Consider the following 21,837-nt stretch of genomic DNA (forward strand, 5'->3'; position numbering starts at 1 on the left):
AGGCGGGGGCCGCTACAGGCCTTGTTCTTCGTCGCTGCGTAGACCGACAGCGGCCCCCGCCTGCGCGGGGGCGACGGCTTGCTTCGGTCGCTAACCGCCATTCACCCGGCGCCAGCACTGGACAAGCCCGCGCGCCTCTGGTGAAGCGCCGACATGGCCGAGGTTAAACTGCATCCCGACTGGCTCGCGGCGATAGGCGGCGAGTTTGCGCAGCCCTATATGGCGGCGCTCAAGCAATTTCTGGAGAGCGAGCGCGCGAAGGGGAAGGCGATTTTTCCGCGGCCGCGCGACTGGTTTGCCGCGCTCGATGCGACGCCGCCGCAGAATGTCCGCGTCGTCATATTGGGGCAGGATCCCTATCACGGGCCGGGGCAGGCGCATGGCCTCTGCTTTTCGGTGCAGCCGGGGGTGCGAGTGCCGCCGAGCCTCGTCAACATCTACAAGGAAATGGAAAGCGACCTTGGCATCGCGCGCGCGCGCCACGGCTATCTCAAATCCTGGGCAAGCCAAGGCGTGCTGCTGCTCAACAATTGCCTGACGGTCGAAAGCGGCATGGCAGCGTCGCATCAGGGCAAGGGGTGGGAGAAGTTCACCGACGCGGTCGTCGCGGCGGTCGCGGCCGATCCGGCGCCGAAGGCGTTCATCCTGTGGGGCAGCCATGCGCAGAAGAAGGCGGCGAATGTCGCAGGCTTGGGCGCGGGCAGCCCGCATCTGGTGCTGCGTGCGCCGCACCCCTCGCCCTTGTCGGCGCACAACGGCTTTTTCGGGTCGCGGCCGTTCAGTCAGGCCAATGATTTTCTAGCGGCGCAGGGACGCGGGACGATCGACTGGCGCCTGCCGGACGAACCCGGCGCATGAGCCTGCTCAGCGATCCGCTGACGTTCGCGGTGCTGGCGCTGGCGGTGATCCTGCTGGGGCTGGCCAAGGGCGGGCTTGCGGGCGTCGGGGCGCTTGCGACGCCGATCGTTGCGCTGGTGCTGCCGCCGACGCTCGCTGCGGCGCTGCTGCTGCCGATCCTGATCGTGCAGGATATCGTCAGCGTCTGGTCGTTCCGCAAGACATGGGACGGGTGGATCATCGGCTGGATGCTGCCCGGCGCCGCGATCGGCATCGCCGCGGGCTATGTCCTGGCCGAGCAGGTCGATGAGCCAAAGCTGATGGCGGCGCTGGGCGCGATCACGCTGGTGTTCGGGCTGTATCGCCTCTGGGTCGAGCGCGGTGGACGCGTCGTCGCGGCGTCGACTTCGCCGGGCTGGGTCGGCAGCCTGTTCGGGGTCGCCACCGGCTTTACCAGCCAGATCGCACATGCCGGCGGGCCGCCGTTCCAGATGTGGGTGACCCCGCGCCGCCTGCCGCATCTGGTATTCATCGGGACGAGTTCGGTGCTGTTCGCGGCGATCAACTGGATCAAGGTTCCCGCCTATATCGCGCTTGGCGCCTTCCCGCGCGAGGTGCTGGTGGCGGCGGCGCTGCTGATGCCGCTGGCGATCGTGTCGACCTTGCTGACGGTCCGCTGGCTGAAACGGATCGACGGCGCGCGCTTTTACGTGATCATCTATCTGCTGATGGTGCTGCTCGGGGCCAAGCTGATGTGGGACGGGCTGGCGGCATGACCGCGCCGGTCATTCTGGTCGACGCCGACGCCTGCCCGGTGAAGGACGAGATTTACAAGGTCGCGTGGCGCCACGAGGTGCCGGTGAAGGTCGTCAGCAACAGCCGCCTGCGCGTCCCCGATCATCCGCTGATCGAACGCGTCGTCGTGTCCGACGGGTTCGACGCCGCCGACGACTGGATCGCCGAGGCGGCGGGTGCGCGGAGCATCGTCGTCACCGCCGACATCCTGCTCGCCGACCGCGCGCTGAAAGCCGGAGCGACGGTGCTCGGCCCCAATGGCAAGCCCTTTACGATGGCGTCGATCGGCGGTGCGATCGCGACGCGCGCGATCATGGCCGACCTGCGCGCCGGGATGGACGGACGGACGGGCGGGCCGCCGCCCTTTTCGAAGGCCGACCGGTCGCAATTCTTGCAGGCGCTCGACGCGGCGCTTGTCCGGTTGAAACGCGGCTAGCGGCGCTTCCGCCGGTTGACCGCATCGCGGCGTCGCCGCATGTTGACGCGATGGCCCGACTCTACACCAGCTTCGCCGAATTCTGGCCCTTTTACCTGCGCGAGCATAGCAAGGCATCGACCCGGGCGTTGCATTATATCGGCACGACGCTGGTCGTGCTGATCGCGCTCGCCGCGGTGGTGAGCGGGCGCTGGGGGTGGCTGATCGCGCTGCCGCTGGCCGGATATTTCTTTGCCTGGGTGGCGCATTTCGGGGTCGAGAAGAACCGGCCGGCGACCTTTACCTATCCGCTGTGGAGCCTGGCCGCCGATTTCAGAATGTGGGGACTGTGGCTGACCGGGCGGCTGGGGGCGGAACTCGACAAAGCGGGGGTGGCGCGCTGACGCGCGGCTCCGCCGCTTCACCATTCGCATGCCAAGGAGAAACCGCATGACCCTCAATCGCGCATCCGCACGCTACGAAGGATTCGGCAAGGAAGGCAAAGGGTCGATCACGACCAAATCGGGGGTGCTCGACCAGCAGCCCTATGGGTTCGGGACGCGCTTCGAGGGGGTGCCGGGGACGAACCCCGAGGAGCTGATCGCCGCGGCGCATGCGGCGTGCTTTACCATGGCGCTGTCGTTCGGGCTCGCGCGCGCGGGCTATGCGGGCGACACGCTGGAAACCAGCGCGGCGGTCACGCTCGATCAGGTCGACGGCGGGTTCGAGATCAGCAAGTCGGCGCTGACACTGGCCGCGAAAGTGCCCGGCATCGACGCCGATGAATTTGCCCGCATCGCCAAGGAAGCCGAAATGAACTGTCCGGTGTCGAAGCTGCTCGATTGCGAGATCACCCTGGAGCACAGCCTGGAAAATTAGCCCCTGCGCTTCAGGTGCTGACGAGCAGGTTCCATTCCTCGGGCGGGGTATAGGGGCTTTCGCCGACGTCGGGCAATTTGGTGCGGTTCGCCTGCCAATCACGGTGGTGGTTGCGCAGCATGTAGATCGCGAATTGCGCCGACACCTCATTGCGGTCCGCAGGGGCAATCCCGGCGTCGTCGGCGGCCAGCGTTTCGAGGGTCGACAGGCTGGTGCGCGGGCAACGCAGCACCAGGCTGGTCCACGGGGCGGTCTCGTCATGATCGCCCTCGAACGCTGACGATACCCCGACGTCGAACAGCCGCTGACGCAGCGCGCGCAGGTCCGGATCGGCGTCGAGCGCGGTGACCAGCGCGACCGTCGCGGCGCGCCATGCTTCGGCTCCGGGACCGGCCGCATCGGCATGCGAAATACGGTCGGTCACCGAAATGCGATCTTCGGTGTCGCCCGGCAGCGCGAGCGCGCAGCTGGTCAGGCCAATCAGCGCGATCCGCGGCCGCAGCGCCAGCGCCAGTCGCTGTTTCGCGGCGGCTATAGGATCGGATTCAAATGTCGCCATGGCCGCCTGCCATTCCCATTATGTCTAACCCGGGGATTTGTCGCGCGGGGGTGCGCCTTCGCTGCCCGCCCGATCAAATTCCTCGTTCATCGTGCGTTCGATCTCTGAACGCTGCGACGGGGCGTAGAGGTTGTCGGGGCTGGAATAAAGCCCCTTGAGAAAGGCAAAGTCCCACTGGGTCAGTGTCACCGGCACTTCGCTGTCGGACGCTGCATCAAGGATGCGCAGGATCGTCGACGGCGCGGCGGCGTCGATCCGCGCCGGATCGATGCGCGCCAGCGCGCGCATGGCGGCATAATCGGCGAGCTGGGTCGTGGTGAGCCCGTCGAGCGCGGCGCCGTCGATCACCACCGCCGCGGCGAGGAAAGCAGGCCGCGCCGCCGCGGTGATCCGCGACGGGTTGCGCGTGGTGCGGTTGACCGGCATGTCGCCTTCGTTTGCGACGATGCGGCCGTCGCCGTTCACCATCGTCTGGATCTGCCAGGCGGTCGCCGGTCCCGGTTCGGCCAGGATCTTGCGGACTTGCGCCGGGGTCCGGTCGCCGAACATATAATTATGGTCCTTGCCGAGCGCCTTGACGAAGGCGTTCTTGTCGGCGGCGACCATGACGAGCAGGTTCGGGGTGCAGTCGGGCTTGGCAACATCGAGCCCGATACCCTTGGCGACCGCGCGGAGGCGCTCGCGCACGGCGGCGCGCTGCGCTTCGGGAATGCCGAACACGCCCGGGCACACCGCGGTTTCGAACCGCGCGATCTGGCCGCGCGGCGACGCCGGGGTCAGCGCGCCGACGAAGGATTTGATCTGTTGTTCGAGCTCGCTGTAGCCGGTCACGACGATCGGGCCGTCATCCTGCGCCGCCGCGGGGGCGGCCAGCAGGGCGAGAGATAGCAGGGCGAAACGCATCGAGAGCCTCCCGTCAGGGTTGCGAAGCAAAGTTGCGCCGGAGCCCTGCCGCGGGGACGGGCCGCGGCTGGTACTCCGACGATGGCGACCATCGCTACGGCGCCGCGCCTTGTCGCGCCGCGTTCGACAAGCCGCGCGCGGGCGCCGACCAGCGAGCGGGCGGCGAACGCATGATCGCCGCTTGATCTCAACCGCGCTTCAGCTTTCATAAGCGTCGGCAGTTGATTCGCGAACGGAGTCCCTTGCCGATGTTGCACTATCCCGCTGCCCCCGCCTCCAGCGCCGACGACGGCGATCCGGAGCCCGTCGAACGCGCGCCGCTGCTGACGCGCTATCTGGCGCGGATCGGCTATGCCGGGCCGGTGGCGCCCACGGCCGACGTGCTGGCGGCGCTTCAGGCCGCGCATATCGCCGCGATCCCGTTCGAGGCGATCGACGCGCTGACCGGGGTCGGGATCGCCATCGACGATGCCGCGATCGAGGCGAAGCTGATCGACCGGCGCCGCGGCGGTTATTGTTTCGAGCAGAACGCCATGTTCCTGCGCGTGCTGCAGGCGATCGGGTTCGAGGCCGAGGCGATGCTGGGCCGGGTGCGCTGGATGCTGGCGGACGATGCGCCGCCGACCCCGCGCACGCACCAGGTGGTGCTGGTGACGCTGGACGGGCGACCGTGGCTCGCCGACGTCGGCTTCGGCGCCGCGGTGCCGCCGCAGCCGCTGGCGATGGACAGCGAGGCGGTGCAGCCGACGCGGCACGAGGATTATCGCGTGCGCCGCGGCAATTTCGAGTGGGAGGTCGCGGCACGGATCGGCGATGCCTGGCAGGCGCTGTACCGGCTGGACGACGCCCCGGCGCCGCCGATCGATCGCATCGTCGGCAACTGGTACACGTCGACCCACCCCGATTCGCATTTCACCCAGCAGCTGGTCGCCGCGCGCACGACCGCCGAGGCGCGCTACGCGCTGCGCGACAACCGGCTGACGACGCGGCTGAGCGACGGGCGGACCGACCGCCGCTATCTGACCGCCGACGAAATCGAGCGCGCGCTCGCCGAGATTTTCCTGCTGCCCGTCCAGCGCAGCTGGCGCCCGGCGATCGAGCGAGCGGCGACGGCGGAGATCGACGGATAGCGGCTCGGCGGGCCGATCGGGGCGCCGCGCCCTATTTCGTCGCCGGGCGCGGTTTCATGTGCCACAGCGCGTTGACGATGATCCAGCGCTCGCCAAATTTCCCCATGTGGAAATAATCGACGAACCACGGCGTTTCGGCGCGCACCGCCGCCGTATTGCCCGCGACGTCGAGGATCTTGCACGACCGGTTCCACTCGCTTTTGGGCGTCTTGAGCGCTCCCTCGCGCGTCAGCCCGACAAGTTCCTCGCGGCTCATGCGTTGCAGGCCGAGCCGCTCGTCGATGGTTTCGCCCAGCACGCGGCGCTTGGCGAGGTCGGGGTGCAGCGCGCGTTTGACGCGCTCGGGATCGCCCTCCAGCTGGCCGTCGACATAGTCGAAGCAGGTCGCCTCGATCGCCGCGAGGTCGGAAGGGGACGGGGGCGCCGCCGGAGCCGTGGCGGCAGCGGCGAGGGTAAAAAGGGTCGTCAGCATGGCGGCTCCAGCGTGCGCTACGTTTGTAGTGTGCGACATATGTAGCGCGATTCTGACAAGCGGTCAGTCGATGATCGGTGCGCCCGTGACCTGTCCGCTATTGGACGACGGGGCGCGATACCAGCAGCTGTTCTGCCGCTCGCGCCAGTTCGCTGACGTCACGTTTCCTGGCGACGCCGATCGAAACATTGCCCTGGGCAATCGGCATCAGCAGCATGGTAAAGTCACCATAGCCGACCGCGACATAGCGCAGCCCGCCGCAGTCCAGATTGCCGCGGCGTTGCGCCATAAAGATCAGGCTGGGGTTGAGCAGATATTCCTCGAAGAAATTGGTTTGCGTGGTCGTGTCGGTTTCGATGCCGTCGGCGAGCCGCATGACGGTCTGGCCGTGCCAGTCGAGGGCGACATATCCGACCTCGCCCAGACCGAACAATGACCGGATCAAATCCTCGGCTTCGTCCGGTGCGGGCGCGTCATAGGTGGCTCGCGTCATCTCTCGTCTCCCTTTGCTGCTGGCTGCAGGCGGCGATCCTTCCACAGCGTTCGCGCTTTCGCTTCGACCGGACAGCCTTCGGCCTCGCACGCCGCGACATCGCATAGTCGGCAGTTCGCATAGGCATCGGTCATGTCCTCGGTCGCGTTCGCTAAAATCGCCTCCAATCCTTGACGCAGATGGGCCAGTTGTGCGGCATCCATGCCAGCAAGCAGGGGGGCAAGCACCGCGCTCCGTGCGTCCACCAGGCGCGCATGGACGGCTTCGCCGACGTCGCTCAGCGAAAGTTTGACGACGCGTTTGTCGGCGGCGTCGGTGCGAAGCACCCACCCGCGACGAGACAGCCCATCGACGAGCCGGACGGTTGCCGAATGGCTGAGCCGCAAGCTTGTGGCGAGGCGGCGGATCGACTGGCCGGGGCGCATGGCAATCAGGACGATGGCCGCTCCGACCTGCGGACTGACCCCCGCCTTTGTCGCGGCCAATGTTTCGACCCGATCGCCGACCGCCAGCGCCGCTGCGCCAAGAAGATTTGCGATAAACATGTATGCATCATGCATATATATGTGGCAGCGTCAATACGGGTTTGTCAGTTGCAGCGCGCACCGGTTGAGGGCGAAGAGCGCGGGGCAGAATGGCAACGGAAATGTGCAGCAAACCGCAAATGGTGAGCGGCTTAGGTTTTGTCAGGCGACATCCCCGTACAGCCGCCACCGGCCATGTTCGACATGGGTGGTCTTGCCGACGATGCTTTCGGTCAGGATGATCTCGTCGACCGTCCAGCCGATCGGCGGCATTTTTTGAGCATTCAGCCGGTCGCCGCGATAGTTGATCGTGATGTGCGGTTCGGGGGTGGTGCCGTCCATGATCGGCGCCTTCGCGGCGAGCAGATGGTTGACCAGCGCCTTCTGAAACGCTCGCGCCTCGGCCAGCGGATCGCGCGTGCGCAGCGTCACCGCCTTGCGGTTCTCGATCCGGTCGAAACGGAGCGGAAAGGCCGCCGCGGCGAAGCCGTCCAGCGCGGCGATGGTCGCGGGCAGCCACTCGGGCGGCGCATAATGCAGGTCGTAGAGCGAGATGAGCGTGACATGGAGGAGGTCGGGGCCTCGCCCGGGGTCGTTGCGCGGCAGCGCGACGATCTGCGCCCGCACCTCCGGCGGTGGCTTGGCCATGACATAGAGGGGGTTTCGAGCGCGCATTACGGGGGTGTAGCATGGTGTGCGGGCGATTGCGGATATAGTTGTCAAAGATTAGTTCTGCATCGCCGACAACTTGGAAAGCGCTATGGTACTCCCCGATAACTGGTTCCGCTATCCCGACTTAAAGAACCGGAAAGTTGCCGACGCGGTTTGGATACCTCTCCGTGCGTCCGAAAATCTTCGTTCGAGAGGTGAATATGGTGAGCTTGGATATCTGCGCGAGTCATTCTGTTGTGGAAGCTTGGCAGTCTATCTGGCTCACCGCGAAGAGGGCGACAAGCTTGGCTGGATGGATATCGGGTTAATACACGAGATCGGTAGCTACGCGGATGACACAGCATACAAGGCGGCGGATGAATACTGGACTGATTGGCCTGCCGACCACGCGACCGGCATAGAATTGGTTTTACCTCAAAGCTTTGGTTGGGATCACTTGCCCGAATGGCATTTGCACCAGGATTTTGTTGTCGCATTAAGACTGATACGAGAAGGCGATACTTGGCTTCGACCTGAAGAGGGGTACGTCGATGTGGTTCGTCTCATAAGAGATGAAGACGGTTACCCACGGCGCATTGAAGCACGAGCAGATCATCTCAGGGACTATTTAGCGGCACGGAATATGGCTTTGCGGCTTGTTTGGTATCGTGACCGAGATGCAATCCTCGAAGACACCAGCCGGTTTGGCATCACATCTGAAGAGGAGGACGAAGACCACCCCAACTTCCGATGGGTCGGGCGCAATTTTCCTATCCATGAAGGTTCGGGAGATCGGCTCGGTTCCCAAACGGCCGTGTTTCACGTCTGGCGAACCGACGTTGACCCGGATGCGGACGTGCCCGTCTTTGGCGACGAGGCCGAAGAAAATACCGACTATTCGTCTCGCACATTTTCACGGGAAGGGGCGACGGTTTATCGGGTGGAAGGTGAAATCTGGGCAGAAGAATGGGTCGAGCCTGCCGAAAATAGTCCGCGCATTCGGCGTGACAAGGTCGCATCAAGCGCCGCGTTTATTGTTTCTGCTTCCGGTGAGACACAGACCGCAGATGACTTGAACAACGAAGATATCGGGAAATACCTTTGGTTTAGGCCAGATGTGATCCCGGATATGATTGCGCGACGTGGAGTGAAGCTGGCTTGGTACACATTAGATACCGCCGGCTTGGAGCTTTCGTCGGGCTATCGAGTGCATTTCGGTGTAAACCGGATCGGCCTCGTAACTGTTTATGCTTACGATATTGCGCGGTTACCGGAATGGCAGCGGCGGATCTGGCAAGGATTCAATGTCTCACCTGAAGGAGGTGTTTCTAAAGAGTTGCTTGATGCGCAAATGAAGGCGCGTCCCGCGGGGACTATGGCGCCAGAGGCGCATCTGGCCGAAGCATTGCAAGACATAGACGACAAATTTGCCGCCCGATTTGGCGCTCATTTATTTCGCAAACATGAGTCTCATGCCAGTATTTTGGCTTCCGTTCATCGATTTAGAGCGTTGGACCAAAACGGCGTTTTTGCCCTCGCGAAGGATATTTCGCGTCTTATTGTCGAAGCCATCGATGTTGCCGAATTGCATCGCATAGCTCCGCCTGAAAAGGGTGCTGGCGGGACGGGCTCAATGAAATCATTGGAGCGAGTGCTTTCTACAATTGCTCCTGCGCCAGAAGCGCGTAGCGCCCTAACGCGTCTTGTGGGCATATACGAACTCAGGGGCGCGGACGCCCATCTTCCATCCTCGGCTCTTGACGAAGCCTTTGAATTGGCGGGCGTCGACCGGGCCGCCGCTCCTCTCGATCAGGGACTGCAAATGTTACTTAGGACGATGCAGGCACTCGTTGGCCTGCATCGTCTAATCATTGCCAGTACTTAGTCCATTTCATCGAGGCGCAAGTCCGCCGTCTCTGCTCAGTCGTGCTCCCGCCCGCCCGCGCCCATATACAGCTCGCGCCCGGTTTCCTCATAAACCTCGCTCATTTTCGCCATGCCCTTCTCCGCCTCTTCGGCGGCGATGAAGGCGGCGCTGTCCTGATTTTGCAGCTTCGCGAACTCCCTCACCTCCTGGCTGATCTTCATCGAGCAGAATTTCGGCCCGCACATGCTGCAGAAATGCGCCGATTTGGCGCCCTCGGCGGGGAGCGTCTGGTCGTGGTACTGCTCGGCGGTGTCGGGGTCGAGCGACAGGTTGAACTGGTCGCGCCAGCGGAATTCGAAGCGCGCTTTCGATAGCGCGTCGTCACGGACCTGCGCGGCGGGGTGGCCCTTGGCGAGGTCGGCGGCGTGCGCGGCGAGCTTGTAGGTGACGACGCCGACCTTCACATCGTCGCGGTCGGGCAGGCCCAGATGCTCCTTGGGCGTGACGTAGCAGAGCATCGCGGTGCCGTACCAGCCGATCTGCGCGGCGCCGATGCCGCTGGTGATATGGTCGTAACCCGGCGCGATGTCGGTGGTGAGCGGCCCCAAGGTGTAGAAGGGCGCCTCGCCGCACGCTTCGAGCTGCTTGTCCATATTCTCCTTGATCTTGTGCATCGGGACATGGCCCGGCCCCTCGATCATCACCTGCACATCCTGCGCCCAGGCGCGCTTGGTGAGCTCGCCCAGCGTGTAGAGTTCGGCGAACTGCGCCTCGTCGTTCGCGTCATAGATGCTGCCGGGGCGCAGGCCGTCGCCGAGGCTGTAGGCGACGTCATAGGCCTTCATGATCTCGGTAATCTCGTCGAAGCGTTCGTAGAGGAAGCTTTCCTTGTGATGCGCGAGGCACCATTTCGCCATAATGCTGCCGCCGCGCGACACGATGCCGGTCATGCGCTTTGCCGCGAGCGGCACGTAAGGAAGCCGGACGCCGGCGTGGATGGTGAAATAGTCGACGCCCTGTTCGGCCTGTTCGATCAGCGTGTCGGCGAAGATTTCCCAGGTCAGCTCCTCGGCGATGCCGCCGACCTTTTCGAGCGCCTGATAGATGGGGACGGTGCCGATCGGGACGGGCGAATTGCGGATGATCCATTCGCGCGTGTCGTGGATATTGCGCCCCGTCGACAGGTCCATGACGGTGTCGGCGCCCCAGCGGATCGACCAGACCATCTTGTCGACCTCGGACGCGACGTCGGACGCGACCGCGCTGTTGCCGATATTGGCGTTGATCTTGACGAGGAAGTTGCGGCCGATCGCCATCGGCTCGCTTTCGGGGTGGTTGATGTTGCTGGGGATGATCGCGCGGCCGCGCGCGACCTCGTCGCGGACAAATTCGGGGGTGACATAATCGGGGATGCTCGCGCCCCAATCCTGCCCGTCGCGGACATATTCGGCGAGGCGTTCGCGGCCGAGATTTTCGCGCGTCGCGACATATTCCATCTCGGGCGTGATGATGCCGCGGCGGGCGTAATGCATCTGGCTGACGTTGGCGCCGGGTTGGGCGCGTAGCACCCTAGGGCGGACGGCGGGGAAGGCGGGGACGCCGCCCGAGCGATCGGGGCCGAGCTGGCCGTTATCCTCCGGGCGGACTTCGCGCTGGGTCACTTCCTCGACGTCGCCGCGGGCGCGGATCCAGCTGGCGCGCAGTTCGGGGAGGCCGGCGGCGATGTCGATCTTCGCATTGGGGTCGGTGTAGGGGCCCGAGGTGTCATAGACGCGGACGCTGGGTTCGCCGCTGTGCGGGTCGAGGTCGATCTCGCGCATCGCGACGCGGATGCCGCTGCCGGTGGGCGATGCGATGTGCACCTTGCGGCTGCCGCGGATCGGGCCGGTGGTGACGCCGATCGCGCCGAGTTTAGCTTCAATGCGGGAATCGATGTCGGCCATGTGCGTCGCTCCAGTTATCGAAGCGAAAGACGGTTTTCACGCCCCGTTTCGCTTTGGGGTGAAGCCGACCCTCCCTCCGCCGGTATTACCCGGATCAGGTTCAACGGGTCGCGGTCTATTCCGCTCTCAACCTGCGTTTGCGCGGCAGGCTCCCCGGGGATGGCCAAGATGTAGCGGGCCGGTGCGTCGCTGTCGAGCGTTGCCGCTCATTTCGTAGCGGCGGCGCGGAAATCATGGACGAATTCACCGGGGGTGCGGCTGTCGTAGCTGCGTTGAAGGACGCATTTGCCGTCATCGCTCTTGCAGGCCGCCGTTGCGATGCGGGCGGCGCGTTTGGCGTTGCGTTCGACGACGAGACCCCAGTTCTTGTCGGTCCGGTAGGACTGGATCAGCCCGTTCGCCACCCAGGTGGCGACCACGCAGGTCTGGCCGGTGGCGCGGCCGCACGCCGCCAGCGCCGCGTCGTTGGCGGCGGTGAGCTGCGGGTAGCCGCTCGCGATAAAGGCGCGCGCATAATCCTTTTGGTCCGCCGCCCAGGCGGCGCTGGCGTAGCGCTTGCGCGCGGTGGCCAGGTTCGGCGTATGGCCGGATTTGCCCGCGTCGAAGCTGTGCAGCACCTCGCACGGCAGTTGTTGGGCAAGCGAACAGTCGGCGAGCACCCGCTTGCGCTCGGCGCCGCCTTCGCCGTTCCAGCCGCGGTACAAGGTTCCCTGATTGTCGCGGATGATCGTCATCGACGAATTATACCATTCGCCGATCGAGGTGCAGCCGCCGCCCATCGCGCGGTTGCAGGCTTCGAGCGCCAGATGTTCGGCAAAGCCGGAACTAAATCTTTTGCCCGCCATCCAGACGTCGTCGACGTCGGGGTGCCACGCCACCGAGCCATAGACATAATAGGCGCCGCCGCCCCCGCCGCCCCCGCCGCCATCACCTCCGCCGCCGGTGCGTTCGCACACCGGCACCGCGGCGATGCCGTGGCTGCCGCCCGATACCCCGACCTGCACCTCGCCGGGGCCGGGGCCGCCGGGGCAGGGATAAGCGGCGCGGGCAGGCTGCGGCATCGCGGCGAGCAGCGCGGCGAAAAACAGGCCAAGACACAGGAGAGAGCGGATCATCGTTCGACCTTCAACGGGGCGCGGGGTTGAATTCATGTACAAAATCGCCCGCGACGCGGCTGTCGTAGCTGCGCTGCAATTCGCAGCGCTGGCGGTGCCGTTCGCAATTCACCTGCGCCGCCTGCGCCGCGCGTCTGGCGCTGGTTTCGACGGTGGCGCTCTGTTCATTGTCGTCGCCGAGGCGATAGGGCTGGATCACGCCATTTCCGACCTGCGCGAGGATGGCGCAGCGCCGCTTGGTCGCCGCAGCGCAGGCCGCGAGCGCGCGGCGTCCGGCGGCCGCCGCATCGGCCTGGCCGCTGGCGATGTAGAGGCGGCTGTCGAACCCGTCGGTGCCATCGACCCACGCGCCCGCGGCGTAGGATTTTCTGACCGCGGCTGGGGCGGGCGCGTGCCGCCGCCGACCCGCCGGGAAGGTGCCGAGTATCTCGCATGGCAACAGCTGCTTGGCGCTGCACGCGGCGAGCGTGGCGGCGCTGTGGACGCCTTGTTCGCCATCCCACGCCGAGATCAGCCCGCCGTACCGGTCGCGCAAGATTGTCATCGCCGAATTATGCCATGTGCCGATCGAGGTGCAGCCGCCGCCCATGGCGCGGTTGCACGCCGCCAGCGCTTCGCCTTCGGCGATGCTCGCGGCGCCGCTGTTGCCGACCATCCAGACGTCGGCGGCATCGGCGTGCCACGCGATCGAGCCATAGGTGTACGTCGCGCCGCGCGGCACCATCACGGAGCCGTCCGGCGCGCCGAGGTCGCCCGGCGCATCGCCCGTACTGCCGACGCGGTTGCACAGCGGCAGGGTGGCAATGCCATGGCCGCCGTCGGCCATGCCGACCTGGACCTCGCCGGGGCCGGGGCCGTTCGGGCAGGGATAGGCGGCGCGGGCAGGCTGGGCGAGCGCGAGCAGGAAAAGGACCGCCGCGGCGATGCGCGCCAGAAGAAGGGGCCAGCGAGCAGCGCGAGCGGCGGTCGAGGGTCTCATGCGCCGGCATCATAGGGTTTGCCGCGCCGGATGGCGCGATGCCACGGGGTACTGGTACAATCGGGCGGTGCGACGGACGGGCGATTGCTGTGTTAGGCTAGAGCCCTTATCCCGGGACGCAATCGGGCAGCGGCAGCGCCCCGAACCAACAACCAACGCACATGGAGCCAGCGCCGATGATCAAACCCCGTTTCAAGCGACGGCAGCTGTCGCTGGCCACGCTGGCGCTGTTCGCAGTGGCGGCGTGCGGCGGCGAAGCGGCGGGAACCGCCGATGCGGCGGACAGCGCGGCGCCGAGCGCAGCGTCGCAGGCCGGTGACGGGGCTGTGGTTGCCGCGACCGCCGCCAGCGGCGCCGCGGAGCAGGCGATGACCGAAAGCGACCGCCTGTTCCTCGACATGGCCGATGGCGCCTGCAACGCCGTGGATTTTTCGTCCTTTTTCAAGGCATTCTCCGGATCGTGGGCGGTGCGCGCGAAATATACCGCGGCGACCGTCTCGCACGGGATGACCGGCAAAAGCCGGTCCTTGCCGCGTCGCGACTATCTGGCCCTGAACGACTTCCCGATTAGCCCGATGGATTATGATTATGTCACCGCCGCGTCGGCGGCGGCGTTCGAGGGCAAGCCCGATGCATCGTGGCGCGACCTGTCGTACGTCCAGCTGGAGTTCAACACCGCGAACGACAACCGCCGCCGGGTCGACTGGCTGCCGGGGATTTTTCAGAAGCACCAGACCCCGCCGCCGCCCGAGCTGGAAGAAGGGCTGGGCGATCTGGTGCGCGCGACGGGCGGCGGCGGGACGTTGCTGTTTTTCCCGACCGAGACATGCTGGGAACTGGTCGAGGATGTCCGCAACCCGGCGCCGCAGCGCTGATCGGGCCGCGTTACCGGTCAGGCATGATCGAGCACATCGGCGCCGTTTGCGGCGAGCCGGGTGCGCTTGTCGTAATCGCCCAGCACCGCCTTGGTCAGTCCGAAATCGGTGATCGCCAGGATCACCAGCTCGTCGGTGGGTGACAGGTTTTTCGACTGGTGGAACACCCAGCGCGGGACAAAGGCGAGGCCGCCGGGGTTCAGCGTCAGCGTGGCGTCGCCGATGCGCACCTCGGCGGTGCCGCTGATCACATAGAAGAGTGATTCATGCGCATGCTTGTGCAGTTCGTTGTTGCACCCCGCGGCGATCCGTACGACGCGGGCATCGAACGCCTGGGTGCCGGGAAAATCGAGCACGTCGACGGCAAAATCGATCCCCAGCTTGGCGTTGCAGTTGCGATAAATCTGTCGGTGGCTGTTGCCCGGATCGGCGTGGAATGCGGCGACCGGCGCGTCGGTGGCGAGCGGCTGGCGCGCCTCGATATTCGTGATGAGGGCGAGAAGGTCGGGGTTCATGCGGATATTGTCCTGTTGAAGCGCGGGGCCGCGCGGCGATGCCATCGCCGCGCGGCCCCGCGTCGGATCGGTCAGACGGCCATCGCCAGGGCGGGGCGTTCGGCGCGCGCCATCGCGCGTTCGTAGAGCCAGTCCCAAAAGGACGAGCGCAGCGACAGCGCCTTGATCATCCCGCGGCGCAGATCGCCCTTGCCCGTCGGAGTAGCGGCGAACGCCAGCGAGATGTCCTCCAGCGCCTCCTGATGATGATCGTCGACCGCGGTGTGCAGCGGGAAGAAGACCGTGTCGCGCGGGTGAAGATCGGTGCGCGCGATCGCGTTGACGAAGGGGAGATAGATGGTGCTGACGATATTTTCGGTGCCGAGCCCCAGCGCGCCGAGCGCTTCGGCGGCCGAACCATGGGTCAGCGTGGCCAGAAAGGATTCGCGCCAGCACACCAGTTCGATCGCGTCATCTTCGGGGACATAGGCGGCGGTGATGCCGGTGGCCTCGCGAAAGCGGCGGAACAATTGGGGGTGCGGAATGCCCTCGATCCATTCGCGTTCAACCCCGACCGCGGCGAGTTCGGCATATTCCTCGTCATCATAAATGCCCGATTCTTCGGTCAGATTCTGAAGCAGGCTATGGCGATGCGCCGGGATTTCGAGTTTGGAGATTACGGTGGTCAGATAGCGCGGGAAGTGTAGCGAATATCCGTAATAATGTTCGGCAAAGTCGCGCAACGCCCAATCGGTATCGGGAAAATCGCCGACATCAAGTGCCGCAAGATAAGGGTGATTTACAGCGCGATGGCTCAGTGATTCTTCGATAAGATCCTTGATGCAAACAGTCACACGACCTCCTGAGTGATTTTGGGGGAAATTATATTTTATACACTTTGTTTATATTCTTATGCCCCGGAGGATGATTTCTATATCCGCGCCCCTTGGTCGATGAAAACCGGGCCAAAGACCCGGGTCATTATATTGGTGTCGGCAATTGGCGCGCAGGCGCGCAGGCGCCCGAGTCCTGCCCTGCGCGGTGTTAAGGGTTCCGGGTGCAGCGCCGGGCGTTGCCCCGGCGCGCGGCGGCTATTTGGCCGCGGGCGCCATGAAGTCGTGGACGAATTCGCCCGGGGTGCGGCTGTCGTAAACCCGCTGGAGGGTGCAGGCCTGACCGCGCTTCTTGCAATTCGCCTGCGCCGCCTGCGCGGCGCGCTTGGCATTGGATTCGACGGTGGCGCTCTGGTCGCCGGTGCCGAGGCGGTAGGTCTGGATCACGCCGTTGCCGACAAAGGTCAGGATTGCGCAGCGTTGCCGGGTCGCCTTGGTACAGGCATCGAGCGCCAGACGTTCGGCGGCGGCGGCGTCGCGCTGGCCGCTGGCGATATAGAGGCGGCTGTCGAAGCCTTCGGTCCCCTCGACCCAGGCGCCGACCGCATAGAGTTTGCGCGCCGTGGGTTTGGGCAGATGGCGGTTCTTGCTCGACGAATAGGTGCCGAGCACCTCGCACGGCAGCAGCTGTTTGGCGCTGCAATCGGCGAGCGCCTTTTTGCTGCGAACGCCGCCATCGCCATGCCATCCCGACCACAGCGCGCCGCTGCGGTCGCGGAAGATCCGCATCGACGAATTATGCCATTCGCCGATCGAGGTGCAGCCGCCGCCCATCGCCTGATTGCATGCGGCGAGCGCGGTGCGTTCGGCGGTGTTGGGGCCGTCGTAGCTGCCCTCCATCCACACATCATCGGCGTCGGGGTGCCAGGCGATCGAGCCGTAGCGGTAATAGACCTCGTCGCCACCGCCTCCCCCGCCGCCCTGGGCGCGATCGCAGATCGGAACCGCGGCGACGCCGTGGCTGCCGCCCGACACCCCGACCTGGACTTCGCCCGGACCCGGACCGCCGGGGCAGGGATAGGCGGCGTGCGCCGCTTGCGGTTGCACGAACAGCGCAAGGGCGAGGGCGGCAAACAGGCCGAGAGCTAGGCGCAGGATCATCGCGCCATCATATCAGCGGTCGCGGCCAGGTTACAATGCGCCGGTGTACCAGTGCTGCGCCGGGCGCGCGCGATGGGGCTATCGTCGTCGGCGCATTTCGATCAGAAGGGGCTGGGTCGACAGGGTGATGGCGGGCGCGGCGGAGGAAGGCGATGGCGATGAAATCGGGATTGGCAGCCGGTCTGGCGCTGCTTCTGATCGCCGCAAGCCCGGCGCCGCGGGTCGACGATCTTGGCTGGCTGGCCGGGCAATGGATCAGCGAGACGGGCGATCGCTGGACCGAGGAAAGCTGGACCGGCCCACGCGGCGGAGTGATGCTGGGGCACAGTAGATCGGGGCGCGGCGATGCCTTGCGCGAATTCGAATTTCTGCGCATCGCGCCCGGCGCCGACGGCACGCCGGCCTATGTGGCGCAGCCGCAGGGCGGGGCGCCGGTGTCGTTCGCGCTGGTGCGGCGCGATGCGGCGAGCGCGACCTTTGAAAATGCAGCGCATGATTATCCGCAGCGGATCCATTATGCCCGCGACGGCGACACGCTGACCGCGACGATTTCAGCGATCGACGGGTCGAAACCGCGACGCTGGACCTATCGGCGGCGCTGACGGGCGACGGGCATCATGGCGGACAAGACGGGGCGGCTTTTTGCGATCATCGACGGCCTGCGCCGCCGCCGCCGGCCGGTGACCGCCGAGATACTGGCCGACGAGCAGGGCGTGTCGGTGCGCACGCTGTACCGCGACATCCAGGCGCTGATCGCACTCGGCGCCCCGATCGAGGGCGAGGCTGGGGTGGGCTATGTGCTGCGCCCGGGATTTTTCCTGCCGCCGCTGATGTTCACCGCCGATGAGCTGGAGGCGCTCGTGCTGGGCGCGCGCTGGGTCGAGGGGCGGCAGGACGGCAGCCTGTCGCGCGCCGCGGGGCTGGCGCTGGCGAAGATCGCGGCGGCGAGCCCCGATGCGCTGAAGCAGCGCATCGACGAGGCGGGGCTGTGGCCGGTGAGCAGCCGCTGGCGCGAGACCGACGCACCGTTGCTCGCCACGGTGCGCGAGGCGATGCGCGCCGAAAAGACGCTGCACATCGCCTATGCCGATGAAAGCGGCGCGGCCACCGAACGCGCGATCTGGCCCGCGGCGCTCGCCTATTTCGAGGACAAGCAGGTGATCGCCGCCTGGTGCCTGCTGCGCGAGGATTTCCGGAGTTTCCGGATCGACCGGGTGACCGCGGCGCGGATCGGCAGCGAAGGTTTCGGTAGGCGGCGCGCGGTGCTGATGGCCGACTGGTGGCGGCAGAATGGGGTGGAGGCGGCCTCCTGACAATTTCTGTCAGGGGGATGCGCTAAGGATCTTCGGGTGAAAGGCGCCGGCGGACGGCGCGTCAGACCGGAGAAGACCGATGCTCAAAACCCACCATGGTTCGTGCCACTGCGGCGCCGTCAAATTCGAAGCCGACATCGACCTCGATGCCGGGACCGGCAAATGCAACTGTTCGATCTGCACCAAGAAGCGCGGCTGGAGCGCGCAGATCAAGCCCGAGGCGTTTCGCCTGCTGACCGATCCGGCGGCGCTTTCCGACTATCAGTTCGGATCGGCGAGCGTGCATCACCTGTTCTGCAAGACGTGCGGGGTTTCGCCCTATGGCCATGGCTATGTCGAGGAGATCGGCGGCGCCTATGTGTCGGTCGCGATCGCGTGCCTCGACGATCTGGATCATGCCGCGATGGCGGCGCTGCCGGTGCAGCATATGGACGGCGCAGGGAATAATTGGTGGAATGCGCCGGAGGTGACGGGGCATATGTGACGGGGGTGTTTGCTGCGAGAAATGGCCCGGATTATTCGTCACGCCGGACTTGATCCGGCGTCCATAACCCCGTGCACTGCCTTTTGGTGCGAGGGCGGATGGATCCCGGATCAAGTCCGGGATGACGAAAGTATAGATCCGTGATCGCCGTCCAACCCGTCCTCAACCCGTCCGCCGCGCCAGCCACACCCCCGCGACCATCAGCGCGATGCCGGCGAGGCGTTTCGCGTCGAGCGGAAAGCGCATCGAACCGAACAGCGCGAAATGGTCGATCACCGCGGCGCTGGCGAGCTGGCCGACGAGGACGAAGAAGATCGCGTTGCCGACGCCGAATTTGGGGGCGATGAAGGTCACCGAAATCACATAGAAAGCGACGAACAGCCCGCCGAAATAGAAATGCAGCGGGATGTCGGACGAAATGCGGATCTGGCCGAGCGTGCCGGTCGCCAGCGCGCCGGCGGCGGCGATCAGGAAGGCGAGGCCGAAGAGGATCGTCGATGCCGCCAGCGGGCTGCCGAGCCGCGCGCCGAGCCCGCCATTGAGCGCAGCGAGGATCGGGATGCCGATGCCGGTGAGCAGCATGACGATAGCAAAGGTGGGGGCGTTGCTGCTGGTCATTGCGGGGGCGCCTTGGCCGCCTGCGCGGCGCGAAATTCGGCGACCGGCAGGCCGCCGATGCCCCAATTGTCGAGATCGACCTCGTCGATGGTGATGACGGTGGTCGCGGGGTTCTTGCCCAGGACGCGCTGGAGCAATTCGGTGACCCCGCCGATCAGTTCGGCCTTTTGTTCGGGCGTCGCGCCCTCGCGGGTAATCTTGATGTTCACATAGGGCATCAGGTCGCTCCCTGGTTCGATGTTGGCGCGGGCCAGCCCGGCATCGCGGGAAAGCCCGGCAGCGCGGCGATCCGGTTCGTCCATTCGCCGATTGCCGGCCAGTCGGCAAGGTGGATACCGGCTTCGGCGATCAGCGCCAGATAGGGGCTGGCGGCAAGGTCGGCGATGGTCAGCCGGTCGCCGACCAGCCAGCGGTGCGCCGCCAGATGTGCCTCGATGACGGGGAGGAAGCGCCCGGTGACCGCCTGTGCATGCTCCTCGGCGATCGGCGTACCGAACTGGCGCGCGAGCCGGAGCGTCGCGGGGCCATTGGCGATTTCATTGGCGGCGTGTGACAGCCAGAGCGCGATTTCGCCGCGTTCTTCAGGGGTGCGGCCGTCCCAGTCGCCGGGGCGGTGGCGCGCCGCGAGATAGGCGAGGATCGCCTGGCTGTCGCGCAGCGTGCGATCACCTTCGACATAGACGGGAATCTGGCGCATCGGATTGATCGCGGCAAAGGCGGCGGACTGGCGCGCCGCGGCGTCGGTCAGCTGCTCCTCCCATGACAGGCCGAGGAAGGCGAGCGCCAACCGGACCTTGTGGGCGTTGCCCGAGCGCGGGGTGGCGTAGAGCATGATCATCGGCGGTCTCCGGACAGGCGGGCGTGGAGCGCGGCGTTTTCGGCGCGCAGTTGACCCAGTTCTGCGGCCATCGGCTGGATCGCGGCGGAAATTTCGGCCTCGGTGAAGCGCGGGGTGATATGCTGCGAGCAATTCCACTCCCACCCGAGCACGTCGATCAGAAAGGCGCGCTCGGGCGTCGCACGATACCCCTCGGGCATCAGCGAGGTCACCAATGCGGGATCGTCGGCGAGTTCGACGCTGTGCGCGTGGCCGACGAGTTTCAGCCGGTCCTTGTTCGGATAATCCATCAGGAACAGCGAGACGCGGTCGTTGGCCGCAAGGTTTGCGGTGCTGATATATTGCCGGTTGCCGCGATAATCGGCGAAGCCGATGCGGTTGCCTTCGATGTGGCGCAGGAAGCCCGCCGGGCCGCCGCGGTGCTGCATATAGGGCCAGCCATGCGCGGTGACGCTGGCCATGTAGAAACTGTCGCGCAGCGCGATGTAATCCAGTTCCTTCGCGGTCAGCGCGTCGGGGGTGCCGTCGGCGCCCGCGTCCATCTTCAGATAGGAGGCGCGCGAGCCATGGCGTTCCTGGAGCGCCTTGACCGCGTCGCTGAACAGGGTGTGCCGGTAATTGCGGGCCATCGACTGATCCTTCGCAAAAGGGGGCGAACGAAGCCCGAGAGGGGACAGCTTCGTTCGCCGCACCCGATTTAGATCGTTGCAATGGATGCGATAACGGGCAAATATTGAACGACTCTGTTCCGAAAAGTGGAATAATCAATGGACCGATTGCTGACGCTGGAAATGTTCGTCGCGGTCGCGAGCGAGGGCGGGTTCGCCGCCGCCGCGCGCAAGCTGGGCAGCTCGCCGCCCGCGGTGACGCGCGGGATCGCGGCGCTCGAGGCGCGGCTGGGGACGCTCTTGTTCCACCGTTCGACGCGCGCCGTCGCGCTGACCGACGAAGGCACGGCGTTTCTGGAACAGGCGCGGCGCATCCTCGCTGACCTTGCCGGGGCCGAACGCGAGCTGCGCGGCGCGGCAGCGCAGCCGCGCGGCCAGCTGCATGTGACCGCGCCGGTGATGTTCGGGCGGCTGCACGTCCTGCCCGTCGTCGGCAAGCTGATGGCCGAGCACCGCGAGCTGATGGTGCGGATGATGCTGATCGACCGCAATGTGCGGATCGTCGAGGAGGGGATCGACGTTGCGGTGCGGATCGGCGCGCTCGCCGATTCGGGATTGAAAGCGGTGCGGATCGGCTGGGTGCGCCAGATGCTGGTGGCGAGCCCTGCCTATCTGGCGCGGCGCGGCGCGCCGCAGGCGATGGCCGACCTGGCGCAGCATGACCTGATCGGGACGATGGGGCCGCGTGCGGCGGGCGAATGGCAGCTGGCGCGCGGCAAATGGCGGCTAGACCCGCGCCCGCGACTGGTGCTCAACACCGTCGATGGCGCGCTGGCGGCGGCCGAGGCGGGATTGGGGATCGCCAATCTGCTGAGCTACCAGCTGGCCGATGCGCTGGCGGCGGGGCGGCTGATCGCGCTGCTCGCCGACGAACAGCCGTCGGCGCTGCCCGTGCACCTGTTGTTCGAACCGTCGCGCGCGGCTTTGCCCGCGGTGCGGTCGTTCGTCGAGGCGATGAAGGAGCGGATGCCGGCAGCGGGTTTGGGGTGAG

General features: G+C 65.9%; 29 protein-coding genes and 1 riboswitch. Of the genes, 13 read left to right on the top strand and 16 right to left on the bottom strand.

Annotated elements, in window-relative coordinates; translation table 11 throughout:
* Window positions 1-153 precede the first annotated feature (153 nt).
* From ung to G9408_RS11450, 5 genes are read left to right on the top strand one after another with little or no spacing between them, the layout of a single operon-like run.
* Entirely contained in the window at window positions 154-858 is a 705-nt protein-coding gene (gene ung / locus G9408_RS11430) for a uracil-DNA glycosylase (protein ID WP_168454145.1), read from the top strand.
* The gene (locus G9408_RS11435; RefSeq protein ID WP_168454146.1) at window positions 855-1,613 is read left to right on the top strand and encodes a sulfite exporter TauE/SafE family protein; all 759 of its coding nucleotides are present in this window, start codon (window positions 855-857) and stop codon (window positions 1,611-1,613) included. Before ung ends, G9408_RS11435 begins: the two co-directional genes overlap by 4 nt.
* Entirely contained in the window at window positions 1,610-2,068 is a 459-nt protein-coding gene (locus G9408_RS11440) for a YaiI/YqxD family protein (RefSeq protein WP_168454147.1), read from the top strand. The genes G9408_RS11435 and G9408_RS11440 overlap by 4 nt, the downstream gene beginning before the upstream one ends.
* A gap of 50 nt (window positions 2,069-2,118) precedes the next feature.
* On the top strand, window positions 2,119-2,451 hold the full coding sequence (locus G9408_RS11445; protein WP_168454148.1) for a DUF962 domain-containing protein: 333 nt from the start codon (window positions 2,119-2,121) through the stop codon (window positions 2,449-2,451).
* Between the two features lie 46 nt (window positions 2,452-2,497).
* On the top strand, window positions 2,498-2,926 hold the full coding sequence (locus G9408_RS11450; RefSeq protein WP_168454149.1) for an OsmC family protein: 429 nt from the start codon (window positions 2,498-2,500) through the stop codon (window positions 2,924-2,926).
* Window positions 2,927-2,936: 10 nt separating this feature from the next.
* Here G9408_RS11450 and G9408_RS11455 read toward each other — a convergent pair whose 3' ends face one another.
* On the bottom strand, window positions 2,937-3,485 hold the full coding sequence (locus G9408_RS11455) for a hypothetical protein (RefSeq protein WP_168454150.1): 549 nt from the start codon (window positions 3,483-3,485) through the stop codon (window positions 2,937-2,939).
* A gap of 24 nt (window positions 3,486-3,509) precedes the next feature.
* On the bottom strand, window positions 3,510-4,388 hold the full coding sequence (locus tag G9408_RS11460; RefSeq protein ID WP_168454151.1) for a hypothetical protein: 879 nt from the start codon (window positions 4,386-4,388) through the stop codon (window positions 3,510-3,512).
* Window positions 4,389-4,420: 32 nt separating this feature from the next.
* Between G9408_RS11460 and G9408_RS11465 the strand changes: the two genes are divergently transcribed.
* Window positions 4,421-4,573, top strand: coding sequence for a hypothetical protein (locus tag G9408_RS11465; RefSeq protein ID WP_168454152.1), 153 nt, complete (start codon window positions 4,421-4,423; stop codon window positions 4,571-4,573).
* A gap of 63 nt (window positions 4,574-4,636) precedes the next feature.
* A complete protein-coding gene (locus tag G9408_RS11470) occupies window positions 4,637-5,518 on the top strand; it encodes an arylamine N-acetyltransferase family protein (RefSeq protein WP_168454153.1) in 882 nt (293 codons plus the stop codon).
* 31 nt (window positions 5,519-5,549) lie between these two features.
* Here G9408_RS11470 and G9408_RS11475 read toward each other — a convergent pair whose 3' ends face one another.
* The 4 genes from G9408_RS11475 to G9408_RS11490 all read right to left on the bottom strand — a co-directional run bounded on the left by G9408_RS11475 (window position 5,550) and on the right by G9408_RS11490 (window position 7,682).
* Window positions 5,550-5,990 (bottom strand): nuclear transport factor 2 family protein, encoded by a 441-nt coding sequence (locus G9408_RS11475; RefSeq protein ID WP_168454154.1) that lies wholly within the window; start codon window positions 5,988-5,990, stop codon window positions 5,550-5,552.
* Between the two features lie 97 nt (window positions 5,991-6,087).
* Window positions 6,088-6,483 (bottom strand): hypothetical protein, encoded by a 396-nt coding sequence (locus G9408_RS11480; RefSeq protein ID WP_168454155.1) that lies wholly within the window; start codon window positions 6,481-6,483, stop codon window positions 6,088-6,090.
* The gene (locus G9408_RS11485; RefSeq protein WP_168454156.1) at window positions 6,480-7,028 is read right to left on the bottom strand and encodes a MarR family winged helix-turn-helix transcriptional regulator; all 549 of its coding nucleotides are present in this window, start codon (window positions 7,026-7,028) and stop codon (window positions 6,480-6,482) included. The genes G9408_RS11480 and G9408_RS11485 overlap by 4 nt, the downstream gene beginning before the upstream one ends.
* Before the next feature lie 141 nt (window positions 7,029-7,169).
* A complete protein-coding gene (locus G9408_RS11490; RefSeq protein WP_168454157.1) occupies window positions 7,170-7,682 on the bottom strand; it encodes a 2'-5' RNA ligase family protein in 513 nt (170 codons plus the stop codon).
* An 85-nt stretch (window positions 7,683-7,767) separates the two neighbouring features.
* Here G9408_RS11490 and G9408_RS11495 point away from each other — a divergent pair, with 85 nt between their 5' ends.
* Window positions 7,768-9,543 carry a hypothetical protein gene (locus G9408_RS11495; RefSeq protein WP_168454158.1) on the top strand — a complete coding sequence of 592 codons (1,776 nt, stop codon included), beginning with the start codon at window positions 7,768-7,770 and terminating at the stop codon, window positions 9,541-9,543.
* 35 nt (window positions 9,544-9,578) lie between these two features.
* On the opposite strand, the gene thiC is transcribed toward G9408_RS11495, so the two are convergent.
* The 3 genes from thiC to G9408_RS11510 form a co-directional block, all read right to left on the bottom strand.
* Window positions 9,579-11,468 carry a phosphomethylpyrimidine synthase ThiC gene (gene thiC, locus G9408_RS11500; RefSeq protein WP_168454159.1) on the bottom strand — a complete coding sequence of 630 codons (1,890 nt, stop codon included), beginning with the start codon at window positions 11,466-11,468 and terminating at the stop codon, window positions 9,579-9,581.
* Window positions 11,469-11,522: 54 nt separating this feature from the next.
* Window positions 11,523-11,634, bottom strand: a riboswitch (TPP riboswitch).
* 40 nt (window positions 11,635-11,674) lie between these two features.
* Entirely contained in the window at window positions 11,675-12,583 is a 909-nt protein-coding gene (locus tag G9408_RS11505; RefSeq protein WP_168454160.1) for a DUF4189 domain-containing protein, read from the bottom strand.
* Window positions 12,584-12,593: 10 nt separating this feature from the next.
* A complete protein-coding gene (locus tag G9408_RS11510; RefSeq protein WP_168454161.1) occupies window positions 12,594-13,562 on the bottom strand; it encodes a DUF4189 domain-containing protein in 969 nt (322 codons plus the stop codon).
* Window positions 13,563-13,738: 176 nt separating this feature from the next.
* On the opposite strand from G9408_RS11510, the gene G9408_RS11515 reads away from it, so the two are divergent.
* On the top strand, window positions 13,739-14,437 hold the full coding sequence (locus tag G9408_RS11515) for a hypothetical protein (protein ID WP_168454162.1): 699 nt from the start codon (window positions 13,739-13,741) through the stop codon (window positions 14,435-14,437).
* A 17-nt stretch (window positions 14,438-14,454) separates the two neighbouring features.
* Here G9408_RS11515 and G9408_RS11520 read toward each other — a convergent pair whose 3' ends face one another.
* The 3 genes from G9408_RS11520 to G9408_RS11530 form a co-directional block, all read right to left on the bottom strand.
* A complete protein-coding gene (locus tag G9408_RS11520) occupies window positions 14,455-14,952 on the bottom strand; it encodes a cupin domain-containing protein (RefSeq protein ID WP_168454163.1) in 498 nt (165 codons plus the stop codon).
* A gap of 71 nt (window positions 14,953-15,023) precedes the next feature.
* Window positions 15,024-15,785, bottom strand: a complete 762-nt coding sequence (locus G9408_RS11525; protein ID WP_168454164.1) for a TenA family transcriptional regulator — start codon at window positions 15,783-15,785, stop codon at window positions 15,024-15,026.
* 237 nt (window positions 15,786-16,022) lie between these two features.
* Entirely contained in the window at window positions 16,023-16,925 is a 903-nt protein-coding gene (locus G9408_RS11530) for a DUF4189 domain-containing protein (RefSeq protein WP_168454165.1), read from the bottom strand.
* Window positions 16,926-17,083: 158 nt separating this feature from the next.
* Here G9408_RS11530 and G9408_RS11535 point away from each other — a divergent pair, with 158 nt between their 5' ends.
* The 3 genes from G9408_RS11535 (at window position 17,084) to G9408_RS11545 (ending at window position 18,722) form a co-directional block, all read left to right on the top strand.
* Entirely contained in the window at window positions 17,084-17,527 is a 444-nt protein-coding gene (locus tag G9408_RS11535; protein ID WP_235957764.1) for a DUF6265 family protein, read from the top strand.
* A 15-nt stretch (window positions 17,528-17,542) separates the two neighbouring features.
* Window positions 17,543-18,238, top strand: a complete 696-nt coding sequence (locus G9408_RS11540; RefSeq protein ID WP_168454167.1) for a helix-turn-helix transcriptional regulator — start codon at window positions 17,543-17,545, stop codon at window positions 18,236-18,238.
* A 79-nt stretch (window positions 18,239-18,317) separates the two neighbouring features.
* Entirely contained in the window at window positions 18,318-18,722 is a 405-nt protein-coding gene (locus tag G9408_RS11545; protein ID WP_168454168.1) for a GFA family protein, read from the top strand.
* A 162-nt stretch (window positions 18,723-18,884) separates the two neighbouring features.
* On the opposite strand, the gene G9408_RS11550 is transcribed toward G9408_RS11545, so the two are convergent.
* The 4 genes from G9408_RS11550 to G9408_RS11565 are packed head-to-tail and all read right to left on the bottom strand — an operon-like array spanning window position 18,885 to window position 20,807.
* Complete coding sequence (locus G9408_RS11550; RefSeq protein ID WP_168454169.1) at window positions 18,885-19,340, bottom strand: DMT family transporter; 456 nt, start codon at window positions 19,338-19,340, stop codon at window positions 18,885-18,887.
* Window positions 19,337-19,558, bottom strand: coding sequence for a tautomerase family protein (locus G9408_RS11555; RefSeq protein ID WP_168454170.1), 222 nt, complete (start codon window positions 19,556-19,558; stop codon window positions 19,337-19,339). Before G9408_RS11555 ends, G9408_RS11550 begins: the two co-directional genes overlap by 4 nt.
* The gene (locus tag G9408_RS11560; RefSeq protein ID WP_168454171.1) at window positions 19,558-20,178 is read right to left on the bottom strand and encodes a glutathione S-transferase family protein; all 621 of its coding nucleotides are present in this window, start codon (window positions 20,176-20,178) and stop codon (window positions 19,558-19,560) included. Before G9408_RS11560 ends, G9408_RS11555 begins: the two co-directional genes overlap by 1 nt.
* Window positions 20,175-20,807, bottom strand: coding sequence for a pyridoxamine 5'-phosphate oxidase family protein (locus tag G9408_RS11565; protein ID WP_168454172.1), 633 nt, complete (start codon window positions 20,805-20,807; stop codon window positions 20,175-20,177). Before G9408_RS11565 ends, G9408_RS11560 begins: the two co-directional genes overlap by 4 nt.
* 138 nt (window positions 20,808-20,945) lie before the next feature.
* Here G9408_RS11565 and G9408_RS11570 point away from each other — a divergent pair, with 138 nt between their 5' ends.
* Entirely contained in the window at window positions 20,946-21,836 is an 891-nt protein-coding gene (locus tag G9408_RS11570) for a LysR family transcriptional regulator (protein WP_168454173.1), read from the top strand.
* Window position 21,837: the final 1 nt, after the last annotated feature.

Origin of the sequence: Sphingopyxis microcysteis, assembly GCF_012274265.1 — a bacterium.
Classification (GTDB): domain Bacteria; phylum Pseudomonadota; class Alphaproteobacteria; order Sphingomonadales; family Sphingomonadaceae; genus Sphingopyxis; species Sphingopyxis microcysteis.

What these genes read in the sequence shown, in the direction of transcription:
- G9408_RS11570 (WP_168454173.1), top strand. Translation starts at nt 20,946, where the DNA reads ATGGACCGATTGCTGACGCTGGAAATGTTCGTCGCGGTCGCGAGCGAG.
- G9408_RS11470 (WP_168454153.1), top strand. Translation starts at nt 4,637, where the DNA reads ATGTTGCACTATCCCGCTGCCCCCGCCTCCAGCGCCGACGACGGCGAT.
- G9408_RS11550 (WP_168454169.1), bottom strand. Translation starts at nt 19,340, where the DNA reads ATGACCAGCAGCAACGCCCCCACCTTTGCTATCGTCATGCTGCTCACC.
- G9408_RS11445 (WP_168454148.1), top strand. Translation starts at nt 2,119, where the DNA reads ATGGCCCGACTCTACACCAGCTTCGCCGAATTCTGGCCCTTTTACCTG.
- G9408_RS11435 (WP_168454146.1), top strand. Translation starts at nt 855, where the DNA reads ATGAGCCTGCTCAGCGATCCGCTGACGTTCGCGGTGCTGGCGCTGGCG.
- G9408_RS11510 (WP_168454161.1), bottom strand. Translation starts at nt 13,562, where the DNA reads ATGAGACCCTCGACCGCCGCTCGCGCTGCTCGCTGGCCCCTTCTTCTG.
- G9408_RS11515 (WP_168454162.1), top strand. Translation starts at nt 13,739, where the DNA reads ATGATCAAACCCCGTTTCAAGCGACGGCAGCTGTCGCTGGCCACGCTG.
- G9408_RS11530 (WP_168454165.1), bottom strand. Translation starts at nt 16,925, where the DNA reads ATGATCCTGCGCCTAGCTCTCGGCCTGTTTGCCGCCCTCGCCCTTGCG.
- G9408_RS11450 (WP_168454149.1), top strand. Translation starts at nt 2,498, where the DNA reads ATGACCCTCAATCGCGCATCCGCACGCTACGAAGGATTCGGCAAGGAA.
- G9408_RS11520 (WP_168454163.1), bottom strand. Translation starts at nt 14,952, where the DNA reads ATGAACCCCGACCTTCTCGCCCTCATCACGAATATCGAGGCGCGCCAG.
- G9408_RS11505 (WP_168454160.1), bottom strand. Translation starts at nt 12,583, where the DNA reads ATGATCCGCTCTCTCCTGTGTCTTGGCCTGTTTTTCGCCGCGCTGCTC.
- G9408_RS11565 (WP_168454172.1), bottom strand. Translation starts at nt 20,807, where the DNA reads ATGGCCCGCAATTACCGGCACACCCTGTTCAGCGACGCGGTCAAGGCG.
- G9408_RS11475 (WP_168454154.1), bottom strand. Translation starts at nt 5,990, where the DNA reads ATGCTGACGACCCTTTTTACCCTCGCCGCTGCCGCCACGGCTCCGGCG.
- G9408_RS11490 (WP_168454157.1), bottom strand. Translation starts at nt 7,682, where the DNA reads ATGCGCGCTCGAAACCCCCTCTATGTCATGGCCAAGCCACCGCCGGAG.
- G9408_RS11485 (WP_168454156.1), bottom strand. Translation starts at nt 7,028, where the DNA reads ATGTTTATCGCAAATCTTCTTGGCGCAGCGGCGCTGGCGGTCGGCGAT.
- G9408_RS11460 (WP_168454151.1), bottom strand. Translation starts at nt 4,388, where the DNA reads ATGCGTTTCGCCCTGCTATCTCTCGCCCTGCTGGCCGCCCCCGCGGCG.
- G9408_RS11545 (WP_168454168.1), top strand. Translation starts at nt 18,318, where the DNA reads ATGCTCAAAACCCACCATGGTTCGTGCCACTGCGGCGCCGTCAAATTC.
- G9408_RS11555 (WP_168454170.1), bottom strand. Translation starts at nt 19,558, where the DNA reads ATGCCCTATGTGAACATCAAGATTACCCGCGAGGGCGCGACGCCCGAA.
- G9408_RS11535 (WP_235957764.1), top strand. Translation starts at nt 17,084, where the DNA reads ATGAAATCGGGATTGGCAGCCGGTCTGGCGCTGCTTCTGATCGCCGCA.
- ung (WP_168454145.1), top strand. Translation starts at nt 154, where the DNA reads ATGGCCGAGGTTAAACTGCATCCCGACTGGCTCGCGGCGATAGGCGGC.
- G9408_RS11560 (WP_168454171.1), bottom strand. Translation starts at nt 20,178, where the DNA reads ATGATCATGCTCTACGCCACCCCGCGCTCGGGCAACGCCCACAAGGTC.
- thiC (WP_168454159.1), bottom strand. Translation starts at nt 11,468, where the DNA reads ATGGCCGACATCGATTCCCGCATTGAAGCTAAACTCGGCGCGATCGGC.
- G9408_RS11480 (WP_168454155.1), bottom strand. Translation starts at nt 6,483, where the DNA reads ATGACGCGAGCCACCTATGACGCGCCCGCACCGGACGAAGCCGAGGAT.
- G9408_RS11455 (WP_168454150.1), bottom strand. Translation starts at nt 3,485, where the DNA reads ATGGCGACATTTGAATCCGATCCTATAGCCGCCGCGAAACAGCGACTG.
- G9408_RS11440 (WP_168454147.1), top strand. Translation starts at nt 1,610, where the DNA reads ATGACCGCGCCGGTCATTCTGGTCGACGCCGACGCCTGCCCGGTGAAG.
- G9408_RS11540 (WP_168454167.1), top strand. Translation starts at nt 17,543, where the DNA reads ATGGCGGACAAGACGGGGCGGCTTTTTGCGATCATCGACGGCCTGCGC.
- G9408_RS11495 (WP_168454158.1), top strand. Translation starts at nt 7,768, where the DNA reads ATGGTACTCCCCGATAACTGGTTCCGCTATCCCGACTTAAAGAACCGG.